The 24,128-nt window shown below is 34.8% G+C and carries 21 protein-coding genes; 14 read left to right on the top strand and 7 right to left on the bottom strand.

All coding sequences use genetic code 11. The annotated features are described in order from the left end of the window. Positions 1 to 14: 14 nt before the first annotated feature. From RTP99_RS19240 to RTP99_RS19290, 11 genes are all read left to right on the top strand, one after another. Positions 15 to 1,391 carry an ABC transporter substrate-binding protein gene (locus RTP99_RS19240; protein ID WP_000060586.1) on the top strand — a complete coding sequence of 459 codons (1,377 nt, stop codon included), beginning with the start codon at positions 15 to 17 and terminating at the stop codon, positions 1,389 to 1,391. Positions 1,392 to 1,791: 400 nt separating this feature from the next. Then, entirely contained in the window at positions 1,792 to 2,496 is a 705-nt protein-coding gene (locus RTP99_RS19245) for a metallophosphoesterase family protein (RefSeq protein ID WP_000821960.1), read from the top strand. A gap of 212 nt (positions 2,497 to 2,708) precedes the next feature. Further along, positions 2,709 to 3,380: a response regulator transcription factor gene (locus RTP99_RS19250; RefSeq protein WP_001238614.1), complete on the top strand. Its 672-nt coding sequence runs from the start codon at positions 2,709 to 2,711 to the stop codon at positions 3,378 to 3,380. Further along, positions 3,377 to 4,627 carry a sensor histidine kinase gene (locus RTP99_RS19255; protein WP_011039988.1) on the top strand — a complete coding sequence of 417 codons (1,251 nt, stop codon included), beginning with the start codon at positions 3,377 to 3,379 and terminating at the stop codon, positions 4,625 to 4,627. Before RTP99_RS19250 ends, RTP99_RS19255 begins: the two co-directional genes overlap by 4 nt. Before the next feature lie 205 nt (positions 4,628 to 4,832). Beyond that, positions 4,833 to 5,654 (top strand): hypothetical protein, encoded by an 822-nt coding sequence (locus RTP99_RS19260; protein WP_000728565.1) that lies wholly within the window; start codon positions 4,833 to 4,835, stop codon positions 5,652 to 5,654. Between the two features lie 13 nt (positions 5,655 to 5,667). Beyond that, on the top strand, positions 5,668 to 6,417 hold the full coding sequence (locus tag RTP99_RS19265; protein ID WP_041184641.1) for a C39 family peptidase: 750 nt from the start codon (positions 5,668 to 5,670) through the stop codon (positions 6,415 to 6,417). Between the two features lie 237 nt (positions 6,418 to 6,654). Then, on the top strand, positions 6,655 to 6,813 hold the full coding sequence (locus tag RTP99_RS19270; protein ID WP_154304924.1) for a hypothetical protein: 159 nt from the start codon (positions 6,655 to 6,657) through the stop codon (positions 6,811 to 6,813). Positions 6,814 to 6,961: 148 nt separating this feature from the next. Further along, the gene (locus RTP99_RS19275; RefSeq protein WP_000746417.1) at positions 6,962 to 8,566 is read left to right on the top strand and encodes a sensor histidine kinase; all 1,605 of its coding nucleotides are present in this window, start codon (positions 6,962 to 6,964) and stop codon (positions 8,564 to 8,566) included. Then, complete coding sequence (locus RTP99_RS19280) at positions 8,563 to 9,270, top strand: response regulator (RefSeq protein WP_000598648.1); 708 nt, start codon at positions 8,563 to 8,565, stop codon at positions 9,268 to 9,270. Before RTP99_RS19275 ends, RTP99_RS19280 begins: the two co-directional genes overlap by 4 nt. A 122-nt stretch (positions 9,271 to 9,392) precedes the next feature. Then, positions 9,393 to 10,739 carry a 2-hydroxycarboxylate transporter family protein gene (locus RTP99_RS19285; RefSeq protein WP_000512693.1) on the top strand — a complete coding sequence of 449 codons (1,347 nt, stop codon included), beginning with the start codon at positions 9,393 to 9,395 and terminating at the stop codon, positions 10,737 to 10,739. A gap of 59 nt (positions 10,740 to 10,798) precedes the next feature. Next, positions 10,799 to 11,998, top strand: coding sequence for an NAD(P)-dependent malic enzyme (locus RTP99_RS19290; RefSeq protein ID WP_000892413.1), 1,200 nt, complete (start codon positions 10,799 to 10,801; stop codon positions 11,996 to 11,998). A 297-nt stretch (positions 11,999 to 12,295) separates the two neighbouring features. On the opposite strand, the gene RTP99_RS19295 is transcribed toward RTP99_RS19290, so the two are convergent. Continuing rightward, positions 12,296 to 12,820, bottom strand: a complete 525-nt coding sequence (locus RTP99_RS19295; protein ID WP_000719650.1) for a DUF4871 domain-containing protein — start codon at positions 12,818 to 12,820, stop codon at positions 12,296 to 12,298. 115 nt (positions 12,821 to 12,935) lie between these two features. Beyond that, complete coding sequence (locus tag RTP99_RS19300; RefSeq protein ID WP_001059048.1) at positions 12,936 to 13,862, bottom strand: DMT family transporter; 927 nt, start codon at positions 13,860 to 13,862, stop codon at positions 12,936 to 12,938. Between the two features lie 120 nt (positions 13,863 to 13,982). Here RTP99_RS19300 and pdxR point away from each other — a divergent pair, with 120 nt between their 5' ends. Then, on the top strand, positions 13,983 to 15,404 hold the full coding sequence (gene pdxR / locus RTP99_RS19305) for a MocR-like pyridoxine biosynthesis transcription factor PdxR (protein WP_000891906.1): 1,422 nt from the start codon (positions 13,983 to 13,985) through the stop codon (positions 15,402 to 15,404). Between the two features lie 18 nt (positions 15,405 to 15,422). Here the strand turns inward: pdxR and RTP99_RS19310 are convergent, their stop codons facing one another. From RTP99_RS19310 to RTP99_RS19320, 3 genes are all read right to left on the bottom strand, one after another. Further along, the gene (locus tag RTP99_RS19310; RefSeq protein WP_000351212.1) at positions 15,423 to 15,935 is read right to left on the bottom strand and encodes a GNAT family N-acetyltransferase; all 513 of its coding nucleotides are present in this window, start codon (positions 15,933 to 15,935) and stop codon (positions 15,423 to 15,425) included. 292 nt (positions 15,936 to 16,227) lie between these two features. Beyond that, on the bottom strand, positions 16,228 to 17,673 hold the full coding sequence (locus RTP99_RS19315; protein ID WP_000041015.1) for a HAMP domain-containing sensor histidine kinase: 1,446 nt from the start codon (positions 17,671 to 17,673) through the stop codon (positions 16,228 to 16,230). A 65-nt stretch (positions 17,674 to 17,738) separates the two neighbouring features. Further along, a complete protein-coding gene (locus RTP99_RS19320) occupies positions 17,739 to 18,410 on the bottom strand; it encodes a response regulator transcription factor (protein ID WP_000238954.1) in 672 nt (223 codons plus the stop codon). A gap of 329 nt (positions 18,411 to 18,739) precedes the next feature. On the opposite strand from RTP99_RS19320, the gene RTP99_RS19325 reads away from it, so the two are divergent. Continuing rightward, positions 18,740 to 18,862, top strand: a complete 123-nt coding sequence (locus RTP99_RS19325) for a hypothetical protein (RefSeq protein ID WP_001068392.1) — start codon at positions 18,740 to 18,742, stop codon at positions 18,860 to 18,862. Between the two features lie 476 nt (positions 18,863 to 19,338). Here RTP99_RS19325 and RTP99_RS19330 read toward each other — a convergent pair whose 3' ends face one another. Together RTP99_RS19330 and fdhD are read right to left on the bottom strand one after the other, a co-directional pair. Further along, positions 19,339 to 19,845: a GNAT family N-acetyltransferase gene (locus tag RTP99_RS19330; protein ID WP_000405875.1), complete on the bottom strand. Its 507-nt coding sequence runs from the start codon at positions 19,843 to 19,845 to the stop codon at positions 19,339 to 19,341. A 231-nt stretch (positions 19,846 to 20,076) separates the two neighbouring features. After that, positions 20,077 to 20,883, bottom strand: a complete 807-nt coding sequence (fdhD, locus tag RTP99_RS19335) for a formate dehydrogenase accessory sulfurtransferase FdhD (RefSeq protein ID WP_000433849.1) — start codon at positions 20,881 to 20,883, stop codon at positions 20,077 to 20,079. A gap of 299 nt (positions 20,884 to 21,182) precedes the next feature. Between fdhD and fdhF the strand changes: the two genes are divergently transcribed. After that, the gene (gene fdhF, locus RTP99_RS19340; RefSeq protein WP_000840630.1) at positions 21,183 to 24,119 is read left to right on the top strand and encodes a formate dehydrogenase subunit alpha; all 2,937 of its coding nucleotides are present in this window, start codon (positions 21,183 to 21,185) and stop codon (positions 24,117 to 24,119) included. The last annotated feature ends 9 nt before the right edge of the window (positions 24,120 to 24,128 follow it).

A 24,128-nucleotide genomic window follows, 5' to 3' on the forward strand; every position in this document is an offset into this window, starting at 1 on the left:
AAGGTGAGATTAAAATGAGTCTAGTTAAAAAAGGTGCTGCTCTATTAATGATAGCAACAATGGCATTATCTAGTGCAGCTTGTTCAAATAGTAAAACAGAAGGAAAACCGGAAGCGCAGGCAAAAGTAGCACCAGTTGAAAAAAATGGTGATAAAACTGTAATTCGTTTTTGGCATGCGATGGGTGGAAAAACACAAGGCGTGCTAGATGGGCTTGTTGCAGACTATAATAAGTCGCAAAATAAATACGAGATAAAGGCGGAGTTCCAAGGGACATATGAAGAGTCTTTAACGAAATTTAGAACGATGTCTGCTACGAAAGAAGCGCCAGCTCTTGTTCAGTCGAGTGAAATTACAACAAAATATATGATTGATAGTAAAAAGATTACGCCAATTGATAGTTGGATAAAAAAAGATAAGTACGATACTTCAAAGTTGGAAAAAGCAATTACAAATTATTATTCAGTTGATGGAAAAATGTATTCTATGCCATTTAATTCATCTACACCAGTATTAATTTATAATAAAGATGCTTTCGCAAAGGCGGGCTTAGATCCAGAGAAAGCTCCAAAAACATATGCGGAATTACAAGAAGCAGCGAAAAAGTTAACGATTAAAGAAGGCGGAAATGTAAAACAATATGGATTCTCCATGCTTAACTACGGTTGGTTCTTTGAAGAATTGTTAGCGACACAAGGCGCTTTATATGTAGATAATGAAAATGGTCGTAAAGAAGCTGCAAAGAAAGCTGTATTTAACGGTAAAGAAGGACAGAAAGTATTTGGGATGCTAGATGAGTTAAATAAAGCTGGTGCACTAGGAAAGTATGGAGCAAGTTGGGATGATATTCGTGCGGCGTTCCAGTCTGGACAAGTTGCTATGTATTTAGATTCTTCAGCAGGTGTTCGTGATTTAATTGATGCATCTAAGTTTAATGTAGGCGTTTCATATATTCCATACCCAGAAGATTCAAAACAAAATGGTGTTATTATTGGTGGAGCATCATTATGGATGACGAATATGGTTTCAGAAGAAACACAACAAGGTGCTTGGGACTTTATGAAATATTTAACGAAGCCAGACGTACAAGCAAAATGGCATACTGCAACAGGCTACTTCTCTATTAATCCAGATGCATATAATGAACCATTAGTAAAAGAGCAATATGAAAAATATCCACAGTTAAAAGTAACAGTAGATCAATTGCAAGCGACGAAACAATCTCCAGCAACACAAGGTGCTTTAATTAGTGTATTCCCAGAATCACGAGATGCAGTTGTAAAAGCATTAGAAGCAATGTATGACGGAAAGAATAGTAAAGAAGCGTTAGATGAAGCTGCAAAAGCTACAGATAGAGCAATTAGTATTTCAGCTCGTACGAGTCAAAAATAAGAGAAAGCCGTATCCGAAAAAGGATACGGCTTTTTTTAGGAGATAAGGGATCAAAAAAATGAAGAAGTCTTATCCCTTTTATATGAGTAAAGGGTCTAGAATGAATCTTGTCCTTTTCATTATTTGTTTAACTCCATTGCAACTTGTTTGCCATTTACGAAAACCTCTGCCACGGCTACCATAACTTCCATCACTTTTTTCATATCTCATCTCTCCTTGTTTTTTGTTTCATTTCTTACTTTTAGTATAAGGAAATATAGCAATCGCAACTATCGAATTGGATGACAAGAGACTTACATTGTTGTAAGGATAATCGTTGTATCTGTAATAAATACGGTTTTAAATTACAATTCTGAAGTTTCTGTCGTTTTGAACTATAATTAGAAAGAGGGGTGATAATATGAAAAGAATTCTTGTTATTAGTGATATTCATGGAGAAATAGAAAAGTTCGAACAGTTACTGGAAGAAGCTCAATACGATGCAAAACAGGATCAATTAATTTTACTGGGAGATTATGTGGATCGTGGTCCAAATGCGCGTGCAGTAATTGAAAAAGTAAAAGAGTTAAAAGAAGATGGAGCCTTCGTTCTAAAGGGCAATCATGAAGATATGATGATTAAGGCGTTAACGACTGATGAGGAACGTTCATGGAACCATTGGGTAAAAAGGAATGGTGGAGACAAGACGTTATACAGCTATGGATTTGTAGAAGAAGATATTGTGGTTAATGAGGAGAATTTCCAAAAAAAGATTTTACAATCTCGTGTATTAGATGAACATGTAAAGTTTATTCAGGAATTAGATCATTACATTGAAACAGAAAAGTATATATTTGTACATGCTGGTGTTGAGCCATTGAAACGAGTTTCTGAATGTGAACCATATACGTTAATGTGGATTCGTAATGAGTTTCATAGTGGGTATAGTGGTGAAAAGGTTGTTGTATTTGGTCATACGGAAACAAAAACGCTTCACGGTAGTGAGAATTGTGGCGTATATTTTGGGAGCAATCGTATTATAGGAATTGATGGCGGTGCTGTATATGGCGGCCAGCTAAATTGTTTAGAATTGCCGAGCAAAAGGGTATATGTAGTAAAAAATTGAAAGAGATAAGGGAAATCTTATTTCTTTCAATTTTTTATTAAGGTAAATTTAAGGAAGAGTCTTTATAATTAATCTTTAAAATTCTGTATCAAGAAAAAGTGTAGAAAGAACGAATTAAAAATGAAGTTACAAAATATGATTATATTCTTTTGTTAGGAAAAGCAGGAATGTGATTATAAATAGAATCGAACGATATGGTGGAAGGTGAGAATATGCGCTTACTTGTAGTAGAAGATAATGCTTCTTTATTAGAATCTATTGTCCAAATATTACACGACGAATTTGAAGTAGATACAGCATTGAATGGAGAAGATGGATTATTTCTAGCATCACAAAATATATATGACGCTATTTTACTTGATGTGATGATGCCAGAAATGGACGGTTTTGAAGTAATTCAAAAAATACGTGATGAAAAGATTGAAACACCAGTCCTGTTTTTAACAGCGAGAGATTCTTTAGAAGATCGCGTAAAAGGGTTGGATTTTGGCGGGGATGACTATATCGTTAAGCCGTTTCAGGCCCCAGAATTAAAGGCGAGAATTCGTGCTTTATTGCGACGAAGCGGTAGTTTAACAACAAAGCAGACTATTCGCTATAAAGGGATTGAACTGTTTGGAAAAGATAAAGATGTTCAAGTAGATGGACAAAGTATGAAGTTAACATTAAAACAATATGAGCTTCTAGAGTACCTCGTTCAAAATAGCGGAAAGATTTTAATGCGTGAACAAATTTTTGATCGTGTTTGGGGATTTGATTCAGATACGACAGTGGCAATTGTAGAAGTGTATGTACATCATTTACGTAAAAAATTAGAGCCATTCGGTTATCAGAAAGATATTCAAACCGTTCGAGGTATTGGATATATATTAAAAGAACAATGAAAAAGGGAAGTATGTTTCAGAAGACGCGTATTCGATTGACTATATTGAATTCATTAGTATTTATCATTTTGATAGGCGTATTAGGTAGTATCATTTATTCTTACACATATAAGCGTATTTATAGTGGAGTAAATGAATCGATAGAAAAAGCCGTTCAACATAGAAAGAATGCAGATGATAAAAAACTACCTAAAAAAATTAGGGGATATCCTCCAATTGGGGATCCAAGGATAATGGAGTTAACTTGGATGGGAAACACGGTGGAGATAGATATTGAAAACGGCAAACGTCGTTTTATCTTTGAAGACAATTTGGAAAAGTTTTCTCCAAAGAAATTAGGAACTTTGCAAGATATAGAAGTACAAGGGCAATATTTTAGAATATTTGCATTTCAGAAAGATGCAAAAATAGTTCAAATTGCAAGGGATATAACAGCTGAAAAAGAAATGTTACATACTTTATTTTTAATTCTTGTGATAGGTTGTAGCGTAGGAAGTTTATGTGCAATAGGAATTGGCTTTTTCTTAGCTGGCAGGGCACTTGTACCCATTCAAAATTCATGGGAAAAACAGCAGCAATTCGTTTCTGATGCATCACATGAACTAAGGACACCCCTTGCAGTTATTCAATCAAAAACAGATGTTTTATTCCAGTCACCATCCGCTACGATAGAAGAAAAAGCGATGGATATTTCTACAATTTCAAAAGAATGTAGGCGGTTATCGAAACTTGTTAGTAATTTATTATTGCTAGCACGTTCTGATTCTAATCAAATTGAGATGGATAAGAAAACATTTGAACTCGATAAATTGTTAGAAGAAATAGTAGCTCCATATAAGGAGATTGCTTCTTATCAAGAAAAAGAAATGATATTAAAAGTAGAACGTGGCGTATCTTTTATGGGTGATAGAGAGCGGATTCATCAAATGATGGTCATATTGTTAGATAATGCGATGAAGTATACGAATGAAGGTGGTCATATTCAAATCGATTGTACGCAAATGAACAGTTCAATTCGTATACGAGTGAAAGATGATGGGATAGGAGTGAAAGATGAGGATATCCCAAAACTATTTAATCGTTTTTATCAAGGGGATAAAGCGAGAAGTGCGTCAGAAGGAGCGGGATTAGGCCTTTCAATCGCGAACTGGATTGTAGAAAAGCATTATGGGAAAATATTAGTAGAGAGCAGATGGGGAGAGGGTACTTGTTTTGAAGTGATTCTTCCGAAAAACCAAAGGATATAAGTGAGAAGACGATCTTGTTTTTACAAGGTCGTCTTTTTTTAAGGGAAAGTTAAGAAACTATTTTTAACATGTATTATATACGTAAAGTTCGCCCTATAAAGAAGCGATTATAAAAAGGTATTTGAGTAGATTACATCGATCATAATATAGTATTAAAATTTTATGGGAATGATGGAAAAGAAAGTGTAAGAGGGAGGAATTAATTTTGAAAAAGAAAATGATGATGGTATTCACTATTGGAGTAATGAGTTTAAGTATATTAGGGGGTGCCTCTCCTTCTGAAACATCAAAAGGAAAGACAGATTACAAGCAGCGCAGTAAAGAACAATTAAACAATGGAAAGATACATGCTGTGCATACAGAAGAAAAGGCGGAGAATTTAGGGATTGAAACGGCAGGGAAAGAACAAATTACGCTAGAAAAAGAAATTCATGAGACGGAAGTAGGAAGAGAAGCAGAACAGTTAGGAATTTCAATTGAAGGAAAAGATGTTGGAACTCTTTCAGAAGAAATCTATGAAACAAAAGTGAAGCAAGAAGCGTTAAAGCTAGGCATATCAATAGAAAATACATCAATTGTAAATTTGATTACTCAAATTAATACGATTAAAATTAGCGATGAAGCGGATAAATTAGGTATTTCAACAAATGGAAAAAAAATAGAGGAAATTGCGGAAGAAATCTATGGAACGAAAGTAAGAGAGGAAGCAGGGAAGTTAGGGATTTCAAAAAAAGGAAAAGAGATAGAAGAGTTAGCACAAGAAGTGTACGAACAAAAAGTGCAAGAAGAGGCAAAAAAATATCATATTGATTTGTATGGGAAAGATATATATCAAGTATTAAGTGAAATTAATGAACAAAAGGTGTTACAAATGGCAGATGAGCTTAATATGGATAAAACGAATATGAACACTCAAGAACTAGCAGAAAAAATAAAAAAAGATCATCCTGAAAAAGGAAAAGAACTAAATTTTGTACCCGTAATTCGCACGGATGCTGACGCGTTTTATTCTTATTTAACGAACTAAAAAGGGCGTGAGAGTGATACGGAAATGGAAGTGGTATATATGTATGGCCTTACTGGGTATAGCAGCATGGAGCGTATACACAAATGGAATTACAAAGTATGTGGAGAAGTTAACATTCTTCAATATACAAAGTGGAAAAGAAGCGAAGTTTAGTAATAATGGTGAAAAGGTCATCTTATCAAATGTACCTTTCATTCAGCAATTACCAGAGTTAGATAGAGGTTGTGAAGTGACGAGCTTAGCGATGATGTTACAATACGCAGGTATTACAGTGGATAAGATGAAATTAGCAAACGAAATAAAGAAAGTTGATTTTATGAACGATGGTGTACGTGGGAATCCGAATGAAGGATTTGTAGGAAATATTTATACCTTTTCTGAATCAGGATATGGTGTATATCATGGACCACTTTTTCAATTAGCGAAAAAGTATTTACCTAATAAAGCTGTGGACTTAACAGGGAAGAGTATAGAAGAACTTTATAAGAGTGTAAAATCAGGACAACCGGTAGTCATGATTACGAATGTAACATTTGAGCCATTAGATGAAGAGGAGTTTACTACATGGGAAACAAATAGTGGAGATGTTTCTATTACGTATAATGAACATTGTGTAGTACTTATTGGATATGATAAGGAGTTTGTATATATTCGAGATCCTCTAAGTGATAGTTTAGATGTAAAAGTACCGAGAGAAAGTTTTGAAAAGGCATGGGTGCAAATGGGTAGTCAGGCGATTAGCTATGTGAAAAGCTCTAAATGAATTAGTAAGGAATTATAAGAGGAGTTTTGGTGGTTTTTTTGTTAAGAAATAAGAGGATTTTAGCCTATTATATAAGCTAAAGTTCTCTTGTTTTTTTATGATTAAATATTTAGAAGTAGTGAATATGTAAAAATGCATAATTGACGAAAGTATTACAAGTTATCATTATATATTGTTTTGTGTATATTGATTGTATAAAATTACACAAGTATCCACATTCCATAAAGGAGGCTTATTATGCAAAAAATATTTAACTGGGTTAAATGTATGAGCATCAAGAAAAAATTAATCATTTCATTTTTTCTTATTTTAACTATACCAGGACTTATTATCGGTGGTGTTTCATATCAAACCGCCAAAACAAATTTTGAACAACAAATCAATGGAAGAAATTAGTTCAGCTTCGCAAAATTTAGCTGAGATGGCCGAAGAACTACAAGCGATGACTAGTAAATTTAAAGTATAATAACAGCAGATAAGTAAGGTGAAAATAATATCATCTTACTTATTTTTCTATTCAGCAATTAGGGGAGTCATTAACGGGATGAAAAAAAGAAAAAGACTATGGAATTTATGGAAAACGATTACATTGTTAGTTTGTACAGTTGTAATTTTTTCTTTACTTGTGACAGATATATTAATTAGTCATAATGTAGAACGGACAACGGAGGATAGCCAGGCAGAGAAAGCAAAAACAATTGCACACATTGTGGCGAATGATTCAATTGTAATCGACGGTTTAATTGGGAAGACGGATACTGCTGCAATTCAAACGTATACAAATAGAATATTAAAAAACACAGGTGTTCAATTTATTGTAGTTATGGACATGAATGGAATAAGAAAATCACATCCAAATCCTCAAAAAATAGGTCATCATTTTATTGGGGGAGATGAAGGGCCTGCATTGAAAGGAAAGGAACATGTATCGCTGGCAGAAGGAACTTTAGGTATTTCAATGCGAGTATTTGTACCTGTATTTTCTGAAACAGGTGAACAACTTGGAGCGGTGGCCGTTGGTATTTCAGCAGATAATGTAAAAGAGAGAGTTAAGGAAAGTAGACATATCATTTATATTGGTGTCGGAGTTGGAGTACTAGTCGGAATTATAGGAGCAATATTGCTAGCTAGACATATAAAGAAAAGTTTATTCGGTCTTGAACCTCATAGGATAGCGAAAATTCTTGAAGAAAGAAATACGATGCTACAATCTGTAAAGGAAGGTATTATTGCTGTAGATAAAGAGGCCAATGTAACTTTGATAAATAATGAGGCAAAACGATTGTTTAAGAAAAGTGGATTAGAAGAGGATTTTATCGGTAAAGATGTTGAGTTATATATGCCTAATTCACGTATAAAAGAAGTATTAAAAACGGGAGAAGTACAATTAAACGAAGAACAAAATATTTATGGAATTACAATTGTGACGAATCGTGTTCCTTTATATGTAAAAGGAGAAATAGTTGGCGCAATTGCAACATTTCGTGATAAAACAGAGATTAGAAAATTAGCAGAAGAATTAACTGGTATTAGATTATATGCGGAAGCATTACGGGCACAATCGCATGAATTTATGAATAAAATGCATGTCGTATTAGGGCTTACACATATGAAGCAGTATGAAGAATTACAGAAATATATAAGCGGTATGGTATCAGAGCATCAATATGAAATTGGTGGGATTATGAAAAGAATAAAAAGTCCAGTATTTGCTGGTTTTTTACTCGGGAAACTTAGCTATGCTAGAGAGAAAAATATAAAATTAATTATAAGTGAAGATTCTTACATGCCAGAAATAGAGGATGAAAGTATTACTCATGAATTGATTACGATTGTCGGAAATTTAATTGATAATGCATTAGAGGCAGTGACGAATTGTGAAAAGAAGCAAGTTGAAGTTGAGATACAATATGGGGATACACTAACCATTACAGTACAAGATACGGGAAAAGGTATACAAGAAGAAGAAATAGGGGCATTATTTACGAAAGGTTATTCCACAAAGGGGGATAACCGTGGTTATGGTTTGTATCTTGTAAAAGAAAGTATACAGCGAATAAATGGGAAAATTCATGTGTATTCATTAGTAGGAAAGGGAACAACGATAACAATTGAAATACCTAAAGGTAGGGATGAGAGGCAAATATGATTAAAGTTTTAATTGTAGAAGATGACCCGATGGTAGCAATGTTAAATACGCATTATTTAGAGCAAGCAGGAGGGTTTGAACTTGTTCAAGCAGTGAATTCGGTAAAATCGGCGATAGAAGTATTAGAGGCATCACGAGTAGATTTAGTATTACTTGATATTTTTATGCCTGAAGAGACTGGATTTGAGCTTTTAATGTATATTCGGAACCAAGAAAAAGAAATCGATATTATGATGATTTCAGCTGTACATGATATGGGGAGTATTAAAAAAGCATTACAATATGGCGTAGTAGATTATTTAATTAAACCATTTACATTTGAACGATTTAAAGAAGCATTAACTATATATCGAGAAAAACTTACTTTCATGAAAGAACAACAAAAAATTAGTCAATCGGAATTAGATTCGTTAATTTTGCAAAAAGAAAAAAGAGAACCTACTGTCATGAAAGAGCTTCCGAAAGGATTAACGAAGCAAACGATGCAATTAATTTGGAAGAAGATCGAGTCGCTGAATGGAAGAGCGTTTACAACAGATGAAATGGCACAATTAGTTGGTGTTTCAAGAGTTTCTATTCGAAAGTATGTAATGTTTTTAACAGAAATTGGAGTATTAGAAAACGAAATGGTGTATCAACATGTAGGGAGGCCGGTGAGTAAATTAAGATGTATTGACCAAAATAAAATAGCGTTTTACGTATAAGCGACTTATTATAAGTCGCTTATACTTTTTTTAATTACAAAATCAATTACAAAACTTACAAAAACTATTTTTACTATTGAAAGCGTTTTAATATTGTTATTAAGAAAACAAGGGGGTGCCATATGGGAATTCAAAAGGATGTGGAAGCGGTATCATTTTCTGGAGGAAATGAAGTACAAAGAGAATCTTTCGCCTCTAAAATTATGAATGTGAAAATCGGTGTTATACCTTTACCGTTATATGTAGTATTGGCTGCTATTATTTATGGGGCATCTGTATATAATAAATTGCCAGCAGATATGATTGGTGGATTTGCAGTTATTATGATCATGGGTATTTTCTTAGGAGACATTGGGATGAGAATTCCAATTTTAAAAAATATCGGTGGTCCAGCAATACTTTCGTTATTTATTCCATCATTACTTGTATTTTTTAACTGGATGAATCCAGCTTCAATGGAAGCTGCGACTATGTTAATGAAAAAATCGAACTTTTTATATTTATATATTTCTTGTTTAGTAGTCGGAAGTATTTTAGGAATGAATCGTAAAGTATTAGTGCAAGGTTTCGTTCGTATGTTTATACCTTTAGTAGTAGGGACGTTAGCTTCTGTAGCAGTAGGATTATTGGTTGGTTCACTATTTGGATTTGAAATGAAGCAAACATTCTTCTTTATCATCGTACCAATTGTGAGTGGTGGTATCGGGGAAGGGATTTTACCATTGTCGCTAGCTTATAGTGATATTTTAAATGAATCATCAGCAACATTTGTATCACAGCTTATTCCAGCGGCTATTATTGGAAATATGTTCGCTATTGTGAGTGCAGGGTATATGAAGCGTTTAGGTGAGAAGAAACCGGAGCTTAGTGGTAACGGTGTATTAGTAAAAACAGATAATCAAGCCGAGTTATTAAAAGAACAAAATACAGAGAAGCCAATTGACTTCTCATTAATGGGAGCAGGTTTATTAATTGCGTGTACGTTCTTCATCTTCGGAGGATTTGCTTCTAAGTTCATCGGTATTCCTGGGGCAATCATTATGATCTTCTCAGCAGCACTTGTGAAATACTTTAAATTAATGCCAGCAAAAATGGAGCAAGGAGCATTCCATCTATATAAATTCATTTCGAAGAATTTAACTTGGCCTTTAATGGTTGGACTAGGATTACTATATATTCCGCTAAAAGACGTAGCAGCAGTTCTTTCAGTAGGATATGTTGTCGTGTGCGCATCAGTTGTTCTTACAATGGTAGCATCAGGTTTCCTTGTAGGGAAAGTGATGAAAATGTATCCAGTTGAATCAGCGATTGTAACTGGATGTCATAGTGGTTTAGGTGGAACTGGAGATGTTGCTATTTTATCAGCTTCAAATCGAATGGAATTAATGCCATTCGCGCAAATTTCGACTCGTTTAGGCGGGGCAGCAATGGTTGTAACAGCGACAATTTTATTAAAAATGTTTTCATGATCAAACAAGCTAGCTATATTCATATAGCTAGCTTGTCAAATTAAGGGGAGATTATAAGTATGTTAGAAAATCAAATTAATGAAAGATCATTGTTATTGCATAAAGAATTAGTAGGGAAAATTGAAATTACAAGTAAGGTAGAAGTAAATTCAGCAGATGATTTAAGTCTGACATATACACCAGGTGTAGCGGAGTCTTGCAAAGCAATTGCAGCAGATGAAGAAACAGTGTATGACTATACAGCACGTGGTAATATGGTGGCAGTTATCTCAGATGGAACAGCGGTACTCGGTTTAGGGAATATTGGCCCGAAAGCAGCTATGCCTGTTATGGAAGGGAAGAGTATTTTATTTAAAAAATTTGCGAATGTAGATGCTTTCCCGTTATGTTTAGGTACGACTGATGTGGATGAAATCGTTACCCTTGTAAAAAATTTAGAGCCTACATTTGCAGGGATCAATTTAGAAGATATTGCAGCACCACGTTGTTTTGAAATTGAAAAACGATTAAAAGAAGAAACGAATATTCCTGTATTTCATGATGATCAACATGGAACAGCTATTGTCGTTTTAGCAGCTGTTATTAATGCATTAAAGGTTGTTAGAAAACAAATGGATCATGTGAAGATTGTTATTAACGGTGCGGGTTCGGCAGGAATTGCAATTGGAAAATTATTATTAAAGGCTGGTGCACAGCACATTACGTTAGTTAGCTTAGAAGGTATTGTTTGTGAAGGTGAAACATGGATGAACGAAGCGCAAATTGAGGTTTCAAAAAAGACAAATCGAGAACATGTGCGTGGAACGTTGAAAGAAGCAATTCACCAAGCTGATATTTTTATTGGCGTATCTGCTCCTAACGTATTAACGAAAGAATTTGTACAGACGATGAATGAGAAAGCAATTGTGTTTGCAATGGCGAATCCAATTCCAGAAATCTTCCCTGAGGATGCATTAGAGGCTGGAGCAGCTGTAGTAGGAACTGGGCGCTCGGATTATGCGAATCAAGTAAATAATGTATTGGCGTTCCCTGGAATATTCCGCGGTGCGTTAGATGTGCGTGCGACTGATATTACAGAAGAAATGAAATTAGCGGCAGCATATGGGATCGCTAACATCATTACGGACGAAGAACGTAATGCGAATTATGTAATCCCCAATCCATTAGATAAAAGAGTTGTTCCAAGTGTTGCTGAAGCAGTAGCGAAAGCAGCGATTGATTCAGGTGTGGCACGAATTACGAGAATACCAAGTTATTAATAGCTAAAAGCAGTGCCTAAAAAGGCACTGCTTTTTTGAGATAAGAAATCAAAATAATGAAGAAGTGTAAAATTATTTATTTATGTTTCCTCATTATTTATTTAATTCCATTGCAACTTGTTTACCATTTACTAAAACTTCAGTTACTGCTACGATCACTTCTATCATTTTTTTCATCTCTCATCTCTCCTCGTGTCATTTCTTACTTTAAGTATAAGAGAAGAGAGATACTTCAACTATCGAAGTATATGACGTAGAAATTACATTGTTGTAAGAAAGTAGTTTATTTTTGTAACTTTACTCAGCAGTGATTACAAACTGATCATAATATTTTTCATTCACATATATATTTAATAACCATAATCCAGATGAAGGTAGTGACATAGTGAGAGGGAGTTCGTTTGTAGTGGAATCAATTGTATTTGAAGTAGTCCAAGTTGGTTTGGAAGTTTCTTGTTGAAAGAGTACGGGTGTTGGAGTTACTGATCCTTGCTTTAGTGCAATAATAGATAATTCTCCAGTTGGCATTTCAGGATCTAAAAAGTACCACATCATTTCGCTTTTTTCATTTGCGATAATAGGGCTATCAGCCATTGCGATTTTGTCTTCGATACCTCTTAAAGGTATTTTTTCTTGTATGAAGGAGGGTGTTTCTTCCCAATTTACATCTTTTAAAACGCTAAGGTGAAAGAAGGAAGGTGCATTAACTTGAGTGGATGACGTTGCGATAGCTTCTTTTTTAGGTAATTCTGAATCAGGTTGCAATTGCGAGCATCCAGTGATGAGAAAGAAGAACAGTAGCATAGTTCCGATTTTTTTCATGGTGCCACACTCCTAATTTTGATTGTTAGTGTAATTGTATTTGCTAGAAAGCGGGACAATTCCTTTAAAGTATAAAAAGAGGTCGTAAGTTTTGTACGACCTTTTTTGACATTTTCTATATTTGTTCAGATGTAAAGGCTGGCTCATTTTCTTTTTGCGGCATTGTTAAGAAAATAACAGAAAGAACGATACATACGCCGCCTAATAATTGATATGCTCCAAAAGATTCATTCAGCCAAGCGATTGAAACGATGGCAGCTACAAGTGGTTCAATACTAGATAAAATGCTTGTTTCTGTTGCTGCTAAATATTTCAGACTACCGATATAAAGAAGAAAAGAAAGAGTTCCACTTATGATGATAAGAATAAGCATTGAAAAAGTTTTTGTTGTAAAAGTTTGCGAAAGCTCATGCCATCCAAACGAGCGATTACAAATAAGCAGGGCAATGCCGCCAATTAACATCCCCCATCCAATTACTAGGGTTGTTCCGCATTCTTTAATAAGGGAAGCTGGATGGAGGGTATAAAATGCAAATCCAATTGCTGTTAATAGACCAAAAATAATGGCTTCTTTCGATAAAACAATATTTTCAATTGAACCGTTTGTAATAATAAAGTATGTCCCTGTTAGCGCAGTTATAATTGCGAGTAGTTGCATAGAAGCAGGGAATTTTCGTTGTTCAAATGCGACATAAATGGTAATAAAAACAGGGCCTAGAAATTGAAATAGCGTTGCTGTGACCGCATTACTAATATGAACTGTTTCGATAAAGGCGTATTGTGCACCAAGCATGCCGAGAATAGAGAAAATAATAAGTTGTATAGAATGTCTAGGGTGTTTCCAAATTTGAAAAATGTTTTGTTTCTTTATCAGTAAAAAAGATAAAATAAATATTCCCGCAAGCAGCAATCGAATTGTTAAAAAATCAATTGAGGATACATTAGTATGCTGAAATAGCCACTGAATCATTGGACCAGATAATCCCCATAATGTAGCTCCTGTAATAATCATAATGAGTCCGATACGTCTACCATTGTTCATTATCATGTTTCTCCTCTCTGGTATTTGATTTTTTATGTGTGACATGATAAAAGGAATTATATATAACTTCTGGTACTGTAAAAAGTATCAGATTGTAGTTTTATTAAGGGGTCAGATATTATGTTAGAATTAACGCCTAATTTAAATATGAATAGTAAAAAGGCATTGTACGTGCAATTGTATGAGTATATAAAAAAAGAGATTAAAGATGGAACGATTGTCCCTTTTACGAAATTACCGGCTAAGCGAAAGTTAGCGATACATTTACAAGTAAGTAAAAATACAGTAGAGGCAGCGTACGAACAATTACTTGCAGAAGGTTATATTGAGTCGATATCGAGAAAAGGTTATTTTGTATGCAAGATTGAGCAAATGGTTCATGTAGAGGATAGCGAAGAGAGAATAGAAGAAGTACTGTTTCAGGAGAAGAGTTATAAATTTGACTTTACACAAACAGGCATTGATACAAATGCTTTTCCATTCAATATGTATCGGAAAATTGTAAATGAAGTATGGCAGCCGTATAATAACGAACTTCTCTTTCTAGGACACCCTCAAGGGGAAGCGAGCTTAAGAGAAGAGATTACGAATTATTTGTATGAATCTAGAGGTGTACGTTGTTCAGCTAGTCAAATTGTATTAGGTGCGGGAACACAAATATTAGTGAAACTATTGTTTCAATTGTTAAAGGGAAGCAATTATGCAGTGGAAAACCCAGGTTATCATAGGAAAATGGTCGTTTTTGAACAGGGAGAAGAGAAGGTTCAAATGTTGTCTTTAGATAGGGACGGCATTTGTATGGCAGATTTAGAAAATAGCGATGCAAATGTTGTATTTGTAACTCCCTCTCATCAATTCCCATATGGAATGATTATGCCTATTACGAGAAGGACGCAGCTTTTACAATGGGCGAAGAAAGCGAAAGACAGGTATATTATTGAAGATGATTACGATAGTGAATTTCGCTATTCAGGAAGGCCAATTCCGGCACTGCAAGGATTAGATACAGAGGGGAAAGTTATTTATATGGGGACGCTATCAAAAGCTTTATTGCCCTCGTTACGGATGAGCTATATAGTATTACCGAAGAATTTAATTATAAAGTATCAAAAAGAATATTTGTTTTATACACAAAGCGTTTCAAGAATGGATCAAGAAGTGATTAGAAAGTTTTTAAATGAAGGCTATTGGGAAAAACATATTCATAAAATGCGTGTCGTCTACCGAAAAAAGAGGGATCGACTTGTCTTTGAAATAGAAAAGTATTTCTCTAATCGTGTTGAAGTGATAGGAGAAGATTCAGGATTGCACATTTTATTACAAGTGCATAATGGAATGCGAGAAGAGGAACTCATTCAAGAAGCTGCAAAATATAGTATTAAAGTATATCCTGTTTCTACGTACTATAAAGACGGTACTGCACCTGAAAATGTCGTTTTACTTGGGTTTGCGATCTTATCAGAAGAAGAAATTGCAAAAGCGATTCAACTATTAAATACAGCGTGGTTTAGAAAAAAAGTAAAAAAACATCCTCATACATGAGAGGATGTTTTTTATTATTTATTTATTTTCGTCTAAGAATAAGACCATATGCTCTTCGTCCCAATATTGTCCGTTATATTTTAATGAACGTTCTTGCACACCGAATGTTTTAAATCCTAATGATTCATAAAGTTTTTTTGCTCCATCGTTGCCAACAACAACATCAAGCATAACTTGTTCTACTTCTAAAGATTTAGCAAGTTCAAGACATTCTTTAATAAGTGCTTTTCCTGCTCCAAGTCCGCGTGCTTTTGGAGACACATATACAGAACCGATTTTAGCTTTATGTTCTTGTTTTACATATGGTTTCGTTTCCAGTGTTGCAACCCCGATTAATTTTCCATCTTTGAATGCGCCTAGCGTATAGTTTTCATCTTGTGCTAATTTTTGTGCTTTATATTCAATCGCACACTCTTTATTAATAATATCTTCATAAGAAGAGCTAAAAGCTTCAGGGTTTTGCTTTAATCCTTCTACACGAAGTTCTAAGTAAATTTCCGCTTCGTCTTTTGTTAATACATGGATATCCAATTATATCACCCTCCAAATCTTTGACAAATGTATCTTTACTCCGCTATTTGTGGGCAGTAGACTCCAACTTTAAAATCCAGCGAATGCGCGGAAGTTAGATTGGAGATAACTGCCCGTAAATGCCCGATTGGTTCAACTAATAATCCATGGGGTGAACCATTCCATGGATTAAAGTTTCACTTTATTTTATATTGAAATAAGAATAATTTCAAAAGCTTAGCTTAAATGAGCTGATTTTATGAACAAAATAACACCAGTAGTGTTTACTACTACTGGTGTTTTCACACACATATTATTCAAAAGGTAGCTCAATTATAAAGGTTGTTCCTACGCCTAATTTGCTTGTTACTAGAATGGAACCGTTATGCAATTCCACAATTTCTTTCGCAACAGCTAGCCCGATACCCTTTCCTCCAGTAGCTCTCGTTCTAGATTTATCAACACGATAAAAACGATCGAAAATATGCGGAATATCTTCCTCAGGAATACCTTCACCTTCATCTTGTACACTTATTGTAAAAGAATTTGTTTCTGTGAGTACGCGTATTGTAATAGTGGTGTTTTCTAGCGAATGTTGATAAGCATTGTGTAATAAATTTAACATAACTTGTTCCATACGTCTTTCGTCTATGCAAACTTCTAAATCGTCTTTGCAATATACATGGAGTTGCATTTGTTTGTTAGTTAATGTTGTTTTTGTCTTTTCAACCATTCGTTCTAAAAATGGTTGAAGGGTCACTTTTTGTTTTTTTATAACAAATTGGTGTTGTTCTAATTGTACGAGCATAAATAAATCTTGAACGAGATCAGTTACACTATCTGTTTCATCCTCAATGATTTGTAAGTATTCTTCTCGCTCTTCTTTCGTTAAAGTGTCTCTCTTTGCTACTTTCGCATAACCTTTCATATAGGTCAATGGAGTTAATAGTTCATGGGCGACACTAGCAAGAAATTCATTGCGTTCTTTTTTCATATAAGTTAGTTCACTGGACAAATCTTCAATCGTTTTTGCTAAGCTTCCAAGTTCATCATTCCGTTTAATACCTAATTGAATTGGCTTATTTAATTTTGGCATTTTTTCTGTTGCCCTCTTCATTTTTATAAGCGGTTCTGTAATAACACGAGAAAAAACAAAGACAGAAATAGTTGTTAAAATAACCGTCAATATACTAATAATAAGGAATTGATTCATGAGTTTAAGTAACATTCTTTCTAAGAAAGATGTTTTTAATAACATATATAAATTACCTTGAAATCCTTGAATTTCAATTGGGCTTACTGTTGAGATGAATTTTGATTTTTTCCAATTTCTCTCAATAATTAATCCGTCTTTTGGAATAGGTTCTGTTTTACAAGTAAGTTGTTTTTGCATTTCCTTTGTTACGGGTTCTGAGTTAGAGATAATTTTTCCGTCATTGTCAGTGATAATGATAGTTATATCCGAATTAGCAATTAACTCGGATTCAATTAATCCTTCAGCCGCATGTTCGATAGTGAACTCCTGATACCCATAACGTTTTGGACGTTCAGTGTATTGCTGGTGTTTAGTACGTTCATTCCACTCTGCACGTTTTTTTAGCATTTTACTATAGCGATTCCCTTTTTCTAAAAGAGCAAGTGTTTCTTCCTCAATCCGCATTGTTGAAATGCTTTTGTAAAAAGATACGAAAGCAATTGTTTCAATACATAAAGCTAATATTAAAAAGTATGTCCCAATTTTAAGTGAAAGTTTACTCATTTTCTCACCATACCTTATTTCATATAAAGGGTCAGTGGTATGGTATTTTCCACTGACCGAAGTAATTATTCACTTTTCCATTTATATCCGACCTTATAAACAGTTTCTAAGTAATTTTCAACTGGAAATCCTTTTTTACGTAATTTATCACGGATATTGCGAATATGTGAATCGATTGTTCTATATTCAATGTCTGTTTCATAACCCCAAATTTTTTCGATTAAATCATCTCGGCTATAAGCACGGTTTGTATTTTGTAAAAATAGTCCAAGTAACGAAAATTCGATAGGAGTCAGTGAGATTTTTTCATCATACACTGTGACAGTATGTTTCGTTTTATCCCACTCAATACCATTGAAGCTAACAAATCCATCTTTCTTTGTACGGCGTAATATAGCCTCAATTCGTGCAACTAATACATGCTCATCAAATGGTTTTGTAATATAGTCATCTGCGCCGATCGTAAGGCCTTTTACCATATCGTAATTTTGATTACGAGCTGTTAGCATAATGATTGGAACGTTGGAAATTTGACGGATTTGATAGCAAGTATCCCATCCATCCATATTCGGCATCATTACATCTAACAAAACAATATCGAAGTCTTTTTGTTCTATTAACTTTAGTGCTTCAAGGCCAGAGGTAGCTTTCATACAAAAATAGCCACGAGGACTTAAGAACAGATCTAATAATCGTAACATACGTTCTTCATCGTCTACTAATAAAATTTTTACCATAATCTTGTGCACCCCAAACTGTTCATTCTACTTGTATAGTTTACATGAAAATGATAAAAAACTCTTTTTATGTGATTGAGTGGAAGAGTGATTTCTCGCTCAGAGTAATTGACATAAAAAATGCACTAGTTTTGCACAACTATTTTTTATAATAGAAAACGTAGCGACACAAAATACCCTATGTTGCGACATAACGTCATGTCATTTTATTTATAAAATGACAATTCCATTCTATTGTGTATGTGAGATAGAGAGGGTTTTCGTATTCACCTCGCATCGGATAAGAAAAATTTCCTATCTCACACTTTTTTTAAAAGGAGATCATACACATGAATCCAAAAGAAGAAATTTCAAAAAAAGAAAAGCAAGATCGTAATACGGTTGTCATGTGCGTTGCCGTATCTATGGTTATTATTATAAGTTGTGTAAATAAAATTTTGGGGATTTTATAATATAAAAAAAGCTTATTGCTTCTTAAGAAGCAATAAGCTTTTTTCGTTGTTAGGGGGAGTATTTTTATCCGACTTTAATGGGCAGTAAGACCCCCACTTCAAAATGCAGCGAAAGCAAAGAAGTTAGGTGGGGGGCGGGCTTCCCATAAAAGTCCGATTGGTGAGGGCTGATTAAAGTTTCACTTTATATAATAAACCAAGGTAAAATTGCTAATCCAGAAGTTACAATTGCTGTAGTAAATATTAAAACCATAGCTCGTTTGTTTTGTTTCATGTCACATTCTCCTCTACATATCAAGTACATGCGATCAGCGTGGGATGTAGTTCCCCACTGAGTAAAGTTTCACTTTACACTTTTAGTATAATGAATGGAAAGGTTTGGTACGATCGATAAAGGTGACATGAAGATTACATTGTTGTAATGAAAAAAGCACCTTTCTTAATAAGAAGATGCTTTTAAAAACTATATTGAATTATTAATCATTTAAGAATAGAACCATATGTTCCTCGTCCCAATATTGACCGTTATGTTTTAATGAACGCTCTTGTACGCCGTAAGTTTGGAAACCTAATGATTCATATAATTTTTTTGCTGCATCGTTACCAACTACAACATCGAGCATAAGTTGTTCTACATGTAATTTATCGGCATTCTCAATAATTGCTTTAATGAGAGCCCGTCCTGCTCCAAGGCCACGTGCTTTAGGGGAAACAAAAACGGAACCGATTTTTGCCTTATGTTCTTGTTTAATGAAAGGCTTTGTTTCTAAAGTAGCAATGCCGATTAAATCGTTATCTTTGAAGACCCCTAGAGTATACTTATCCGGATTGCTTAATCGTTTTGCCATAGCAGCTACAGGATCCTCATGTTTCAGAACATCTTCATAAGAAGAGCTAAAAGCTTCCGGGTTCTTCGTTAAACCTTCCATACAAACTTTTAAATATATTTCTGCGTCCTCTGTTGTTAATAAGCGAATTTCCATCGTTGTAACCTCCTTGGTCGATTTTAAATCAAATAAATCCATTACATATATAAGAATGTGTATGCGTTTTGTTAGCAGTCTCTTTTAATTTGTAAAAGAATGAAAAGATATATGCTACAATATTTTGTTTTTAATTATGTAATGAAATTATATATTAACTTTATTAACTATTCAAGTGTTTAATATATTACATTTTCATAACTAAAATAACTCCTCGATTGAGGAGTTATTTTAGTTATTCAATCGATAACCATCAATTCGATGTGGATGTGTGTAAATATTACAAGATTCATTTCTAATAAATCCTACGACGGTAATGCCTAAATCGTGAGCGAGTTGCAATGCTAATTTTGTTGGTGCGGATTTAGATAGAACAATTTCACATCCGATTTTTGAAACTTTGAGTAAAATTTCGGATGAAATGCGTCCGCTAAATGCAATGATTTTTCCTTTAACAGATATATTGTTGCGTAAACAATGTCCATATATTTTATCTAATGCATTATGTCTTCCAATATCCATTCTTGATAGGAGGATATTGTTTCGATCACATAGTGCGGTATTGTGAACACCGCCAGTTTGGCGAAAGGTAGTGGAAGATTGTTGTAAAGTATTCATTAAGTAAAAGCATTCTTCAGGAGTAATTTTTACATGTATATCATGTAAATCTTTTGCTTTTGCTGCATCGTTAACGAAAATAAAACCTTGTCTACCTTTTCCGCAGCAGGAAGTGATGTATCGTTTATTATATAAATTTTGATAGAGCGGATTTATTTTTGATGATGTTACATGGACAATTCCGTTATCTTTTTGCACCCATAGTTCTTCAACATCTTTATAAGAAGAAATAATCCCCTCAGAAATTAAAAACCCAATTACCATATCTTCAATATAATTTGGTGTACATACGACTGTTACATATTCTTCACCATTCAATTTAATCGTAATAGGAGATTCTGTAACAATCTCATCAAGTTGTTTTGAAAATGTACCAGATTGATAACGTACAATTGTATACGTTTCTTGCGTAGGCTCCATATTAAATTCCCCTTTTTTATGTATTTCTCTCCCATATTTATCATAAAACAATGGGAAAAATAAAAACACCTATTAGGAAGAAGATCACAGATTATTTTGGTTATTATTGTATATGTACGATATAATAGAAATGTAGAATAGTGAAATTTTCAAGCTTTCGTAGTGATGCCTTATAAACATCTAGAATCGACTTCAAAAGAAAAGTATTTGGGCAGGGCGTTTCAAAAATATGTACAATCCACTTATGAAAACGGATTCATAAGTGGATTGTACAGTTGGTTGTAAGGAGAGGGGAAACTATGGCAGAACAGACAGTCCGTGTAACCGTGGATGGTAAAGAATGTTCCACATCGGGTGAAAAGACGATACTACAATTATTTAACGAGAGTAATTTGGAACATCCTCAAATTTGTCATGTACCAGAAGTAGATCCAATTCAAACTTGTGATACGTGTATTGTAGAAGTAGATGGGAAGTTAATGCGTGCTTGTTCAACGAAATTAGAGAACGGTATGCATATCGAAAGACAGTCCCAGCGTGCCAAAGAGGCGCAGACTGAGGCGATGGATCGAATATTAGAGAATCATTTATTGTATTGTACCGTGTGTGATAACAATAATGGTAATTGTAAAGTCCATAACACCGTACATATGATGGGAATTGAAGAACAGAAATATCCGTATGAGCCGAAAGTAAGTGCTTGTGAAGTGGATATGTCACATCCGTTTTATCGGTATGATCCAAATCAATGTATTGCTTGTGGACAGTGTGTAGAAGTATGTCAAAACCTACAGGTTAATGAAACTATATCGATAGACTGGAGCTTAGATCGTCCGCGTGTTATATGGGATAATGGTGTAAGTATAAACGATTCATCTTGTGTAAGTTGTGGGCAGTGTGTAACAGTATGTCCATGTAATGCGTTAATGGAAAAATCAATGTTAGGTGAAGCTGGATTCATGACAGGATTAAAACCAGACGTGTTAAATCCGATGATTGATTTTGTAAAGGATGTAGAGCCTGGATATAGTAGTATTTTAGCGGTTTCAGAAGTAGAGGCTGCGATGCGTAAGACGAAAGTTAATAAAACAAAAACAGTTTGTACATTTTGTGGTGTCGGTTGTTCATTCGAAGTATGGACGAAAGATCGCCATATATTAAAAGTGCAACCTGTTTCAGATGCACCGGTTAATGGTATTTCCACATGTGTAAAAGGTAAATTTGGATGGGACTTTGTAAATAGTGAAGATCGAATTACGAAGCCATTAATTCGCCAAGGAGATATGTTTGTTGAAGCTTCATGGGAAGAAGCGTTAGAAGTTGTTGCTTCTAACATGCAGCATATTAAATCTGAATACGGCAGCGATGCATTTGGATTCATTTCTTCATCGAAAGTAACGAATGAAGAAAATTACCTTATGCAAAAACTAGCTCGACAAATATATGGAACGAATAATGTAGACAATTGTTCTCGTTATTGTCAATCTCCAGCAACAGATGGTTTATTTAAAACTGTCGGTATGGGCGGCGATGCAGGAACAGTGAAAGATATAGCTGAAGCAGGACTTGTCATTATCGTTGGTGCGAATCCAACAGAAGGACACCCTGTACTTGCGACGCGTGTAAAACGTGCTCATAAATTACACGAGCAAAAACTGATTGTAGCAGACCTTCGTAAACATGAAATGGCAGAGCGTGCGGATTTATTTATTCATCCGCGCCAAGGTACGGATTACGTATGGCTTGCTGGTATTACGAAATATATTATTGATCAAGATTGGCATGATAAAAAGTTCATAGCTGAAAATGTGAAGAACTTTGATGAATATAGCACAATGCTAGAAAAGTATACGCTTGATTATACAGAAGAAATTACGGGGATTTCGAAAGAAAACCTGAAAGAAATGGCTCGTATGGTATGTGAAGCAGATGGAACTTGTATACTTTGGGGAATGGGGGTAACGCAAAATACAGGAGGAAGTACAACATCTGCTGCCATTTCAAATTTACTGCTTGTTACGGGGAACTATCGTCGTCCTGGTGCAGGCGCATATCCATTACGAGGTCATAATAATGTACAAGGTGCTTGTGATATGGCGACATTACCAAACTGGCTTCCAGGTTATCAAGCAGTATCGGATGATACGCTTCGTGCTAAGTTTGAAAAAGCATACGGCACAACGATTCCGAAAGCACCAGGATTAAATAATATTGCAATGTTACTTGCGGCAGAAGAAGGAAAACTACGTGGTATGTATGTCATGGGAGAAGAAATGGCTTTAGTCGATTCCAATGCAAACCATGTGCAACATATTTTAGCGAATTTAGACTTCCTTGTTGTTCAAGATATGTTCTTATCAAAAACAGCTCGTTTTGCTGATGTTATTTTACCAGCGGCACCAAGCTTAGAAAAAGAAGGAACGTTTACGAATACAGAGCGACGTATTCAAAGATTATATGAAGTATTAAAACCACTGGGCGATTCAAAACCAGATTGGTGGATTTTACAAAAAGTTGCTCGTGCACTCGGCGGGGATTGGAATTACGAAAGTCCAAGTGAAATTATGGACGAAATTGCATCGCTTGCACCGTTATACTCTCAAGCAACGTACGATCGTCTAGAAGGATGGAATAGTTTATGTTGGGGTAGCCATGATGGTAGTGATACACCGCTATTATATGTAGACGGATTTAACTTCCCAGATAAACTAGCTCGTTTATCATTAGATGAATGGATACCACCGGTTGTAGCGCCAGATGAGTATGATTTACTTTTAAATAATGGACGTATGCTAGAACATTTCCATGAAGGGAATATGACGAATAAGTCGGCTGGTATTTTATCTAAAGTATCTGAAGTGTTCGTTGAAATTTCACCTGAACTTGCTATAGAACGCAATGTGAAAGATGGTGGTCTTGTAGAATTAGCATCACCATTTGGCAAAATTAAAGTACAAGCGCTTATTACTGATCGTGTAACGGGGAAAGAGCTATACTTACCGATGCATGCAACGATAAATGAAGAAGCGATCAATATTTTAACTGGGACGGCAACAGACCTTTATACGTGTACACCGGCGTACAAACAAACGATGGTGAAAATGCGTGTATTACGTGAAAAAGGAAATCGTCCGTTACCATCTTCAAACCCGCGAGATAAAAAGCGTAATCCGCAAAATGGTGTTGAAATCGAGCAAAAATGGCAAAGAAAACAATACGTATCACTCGTGGACTAGGGGGCGAAG

This window comes from Bacillus sp. (in: firmicutes) (assembly GCF_031983925.1).
Classification (GTDB): Bacteria; Bacillota; Bacilli; order Bacillales; family Bacillaceae_G; genus Bacillus_A; species Bacillus_A pacificus.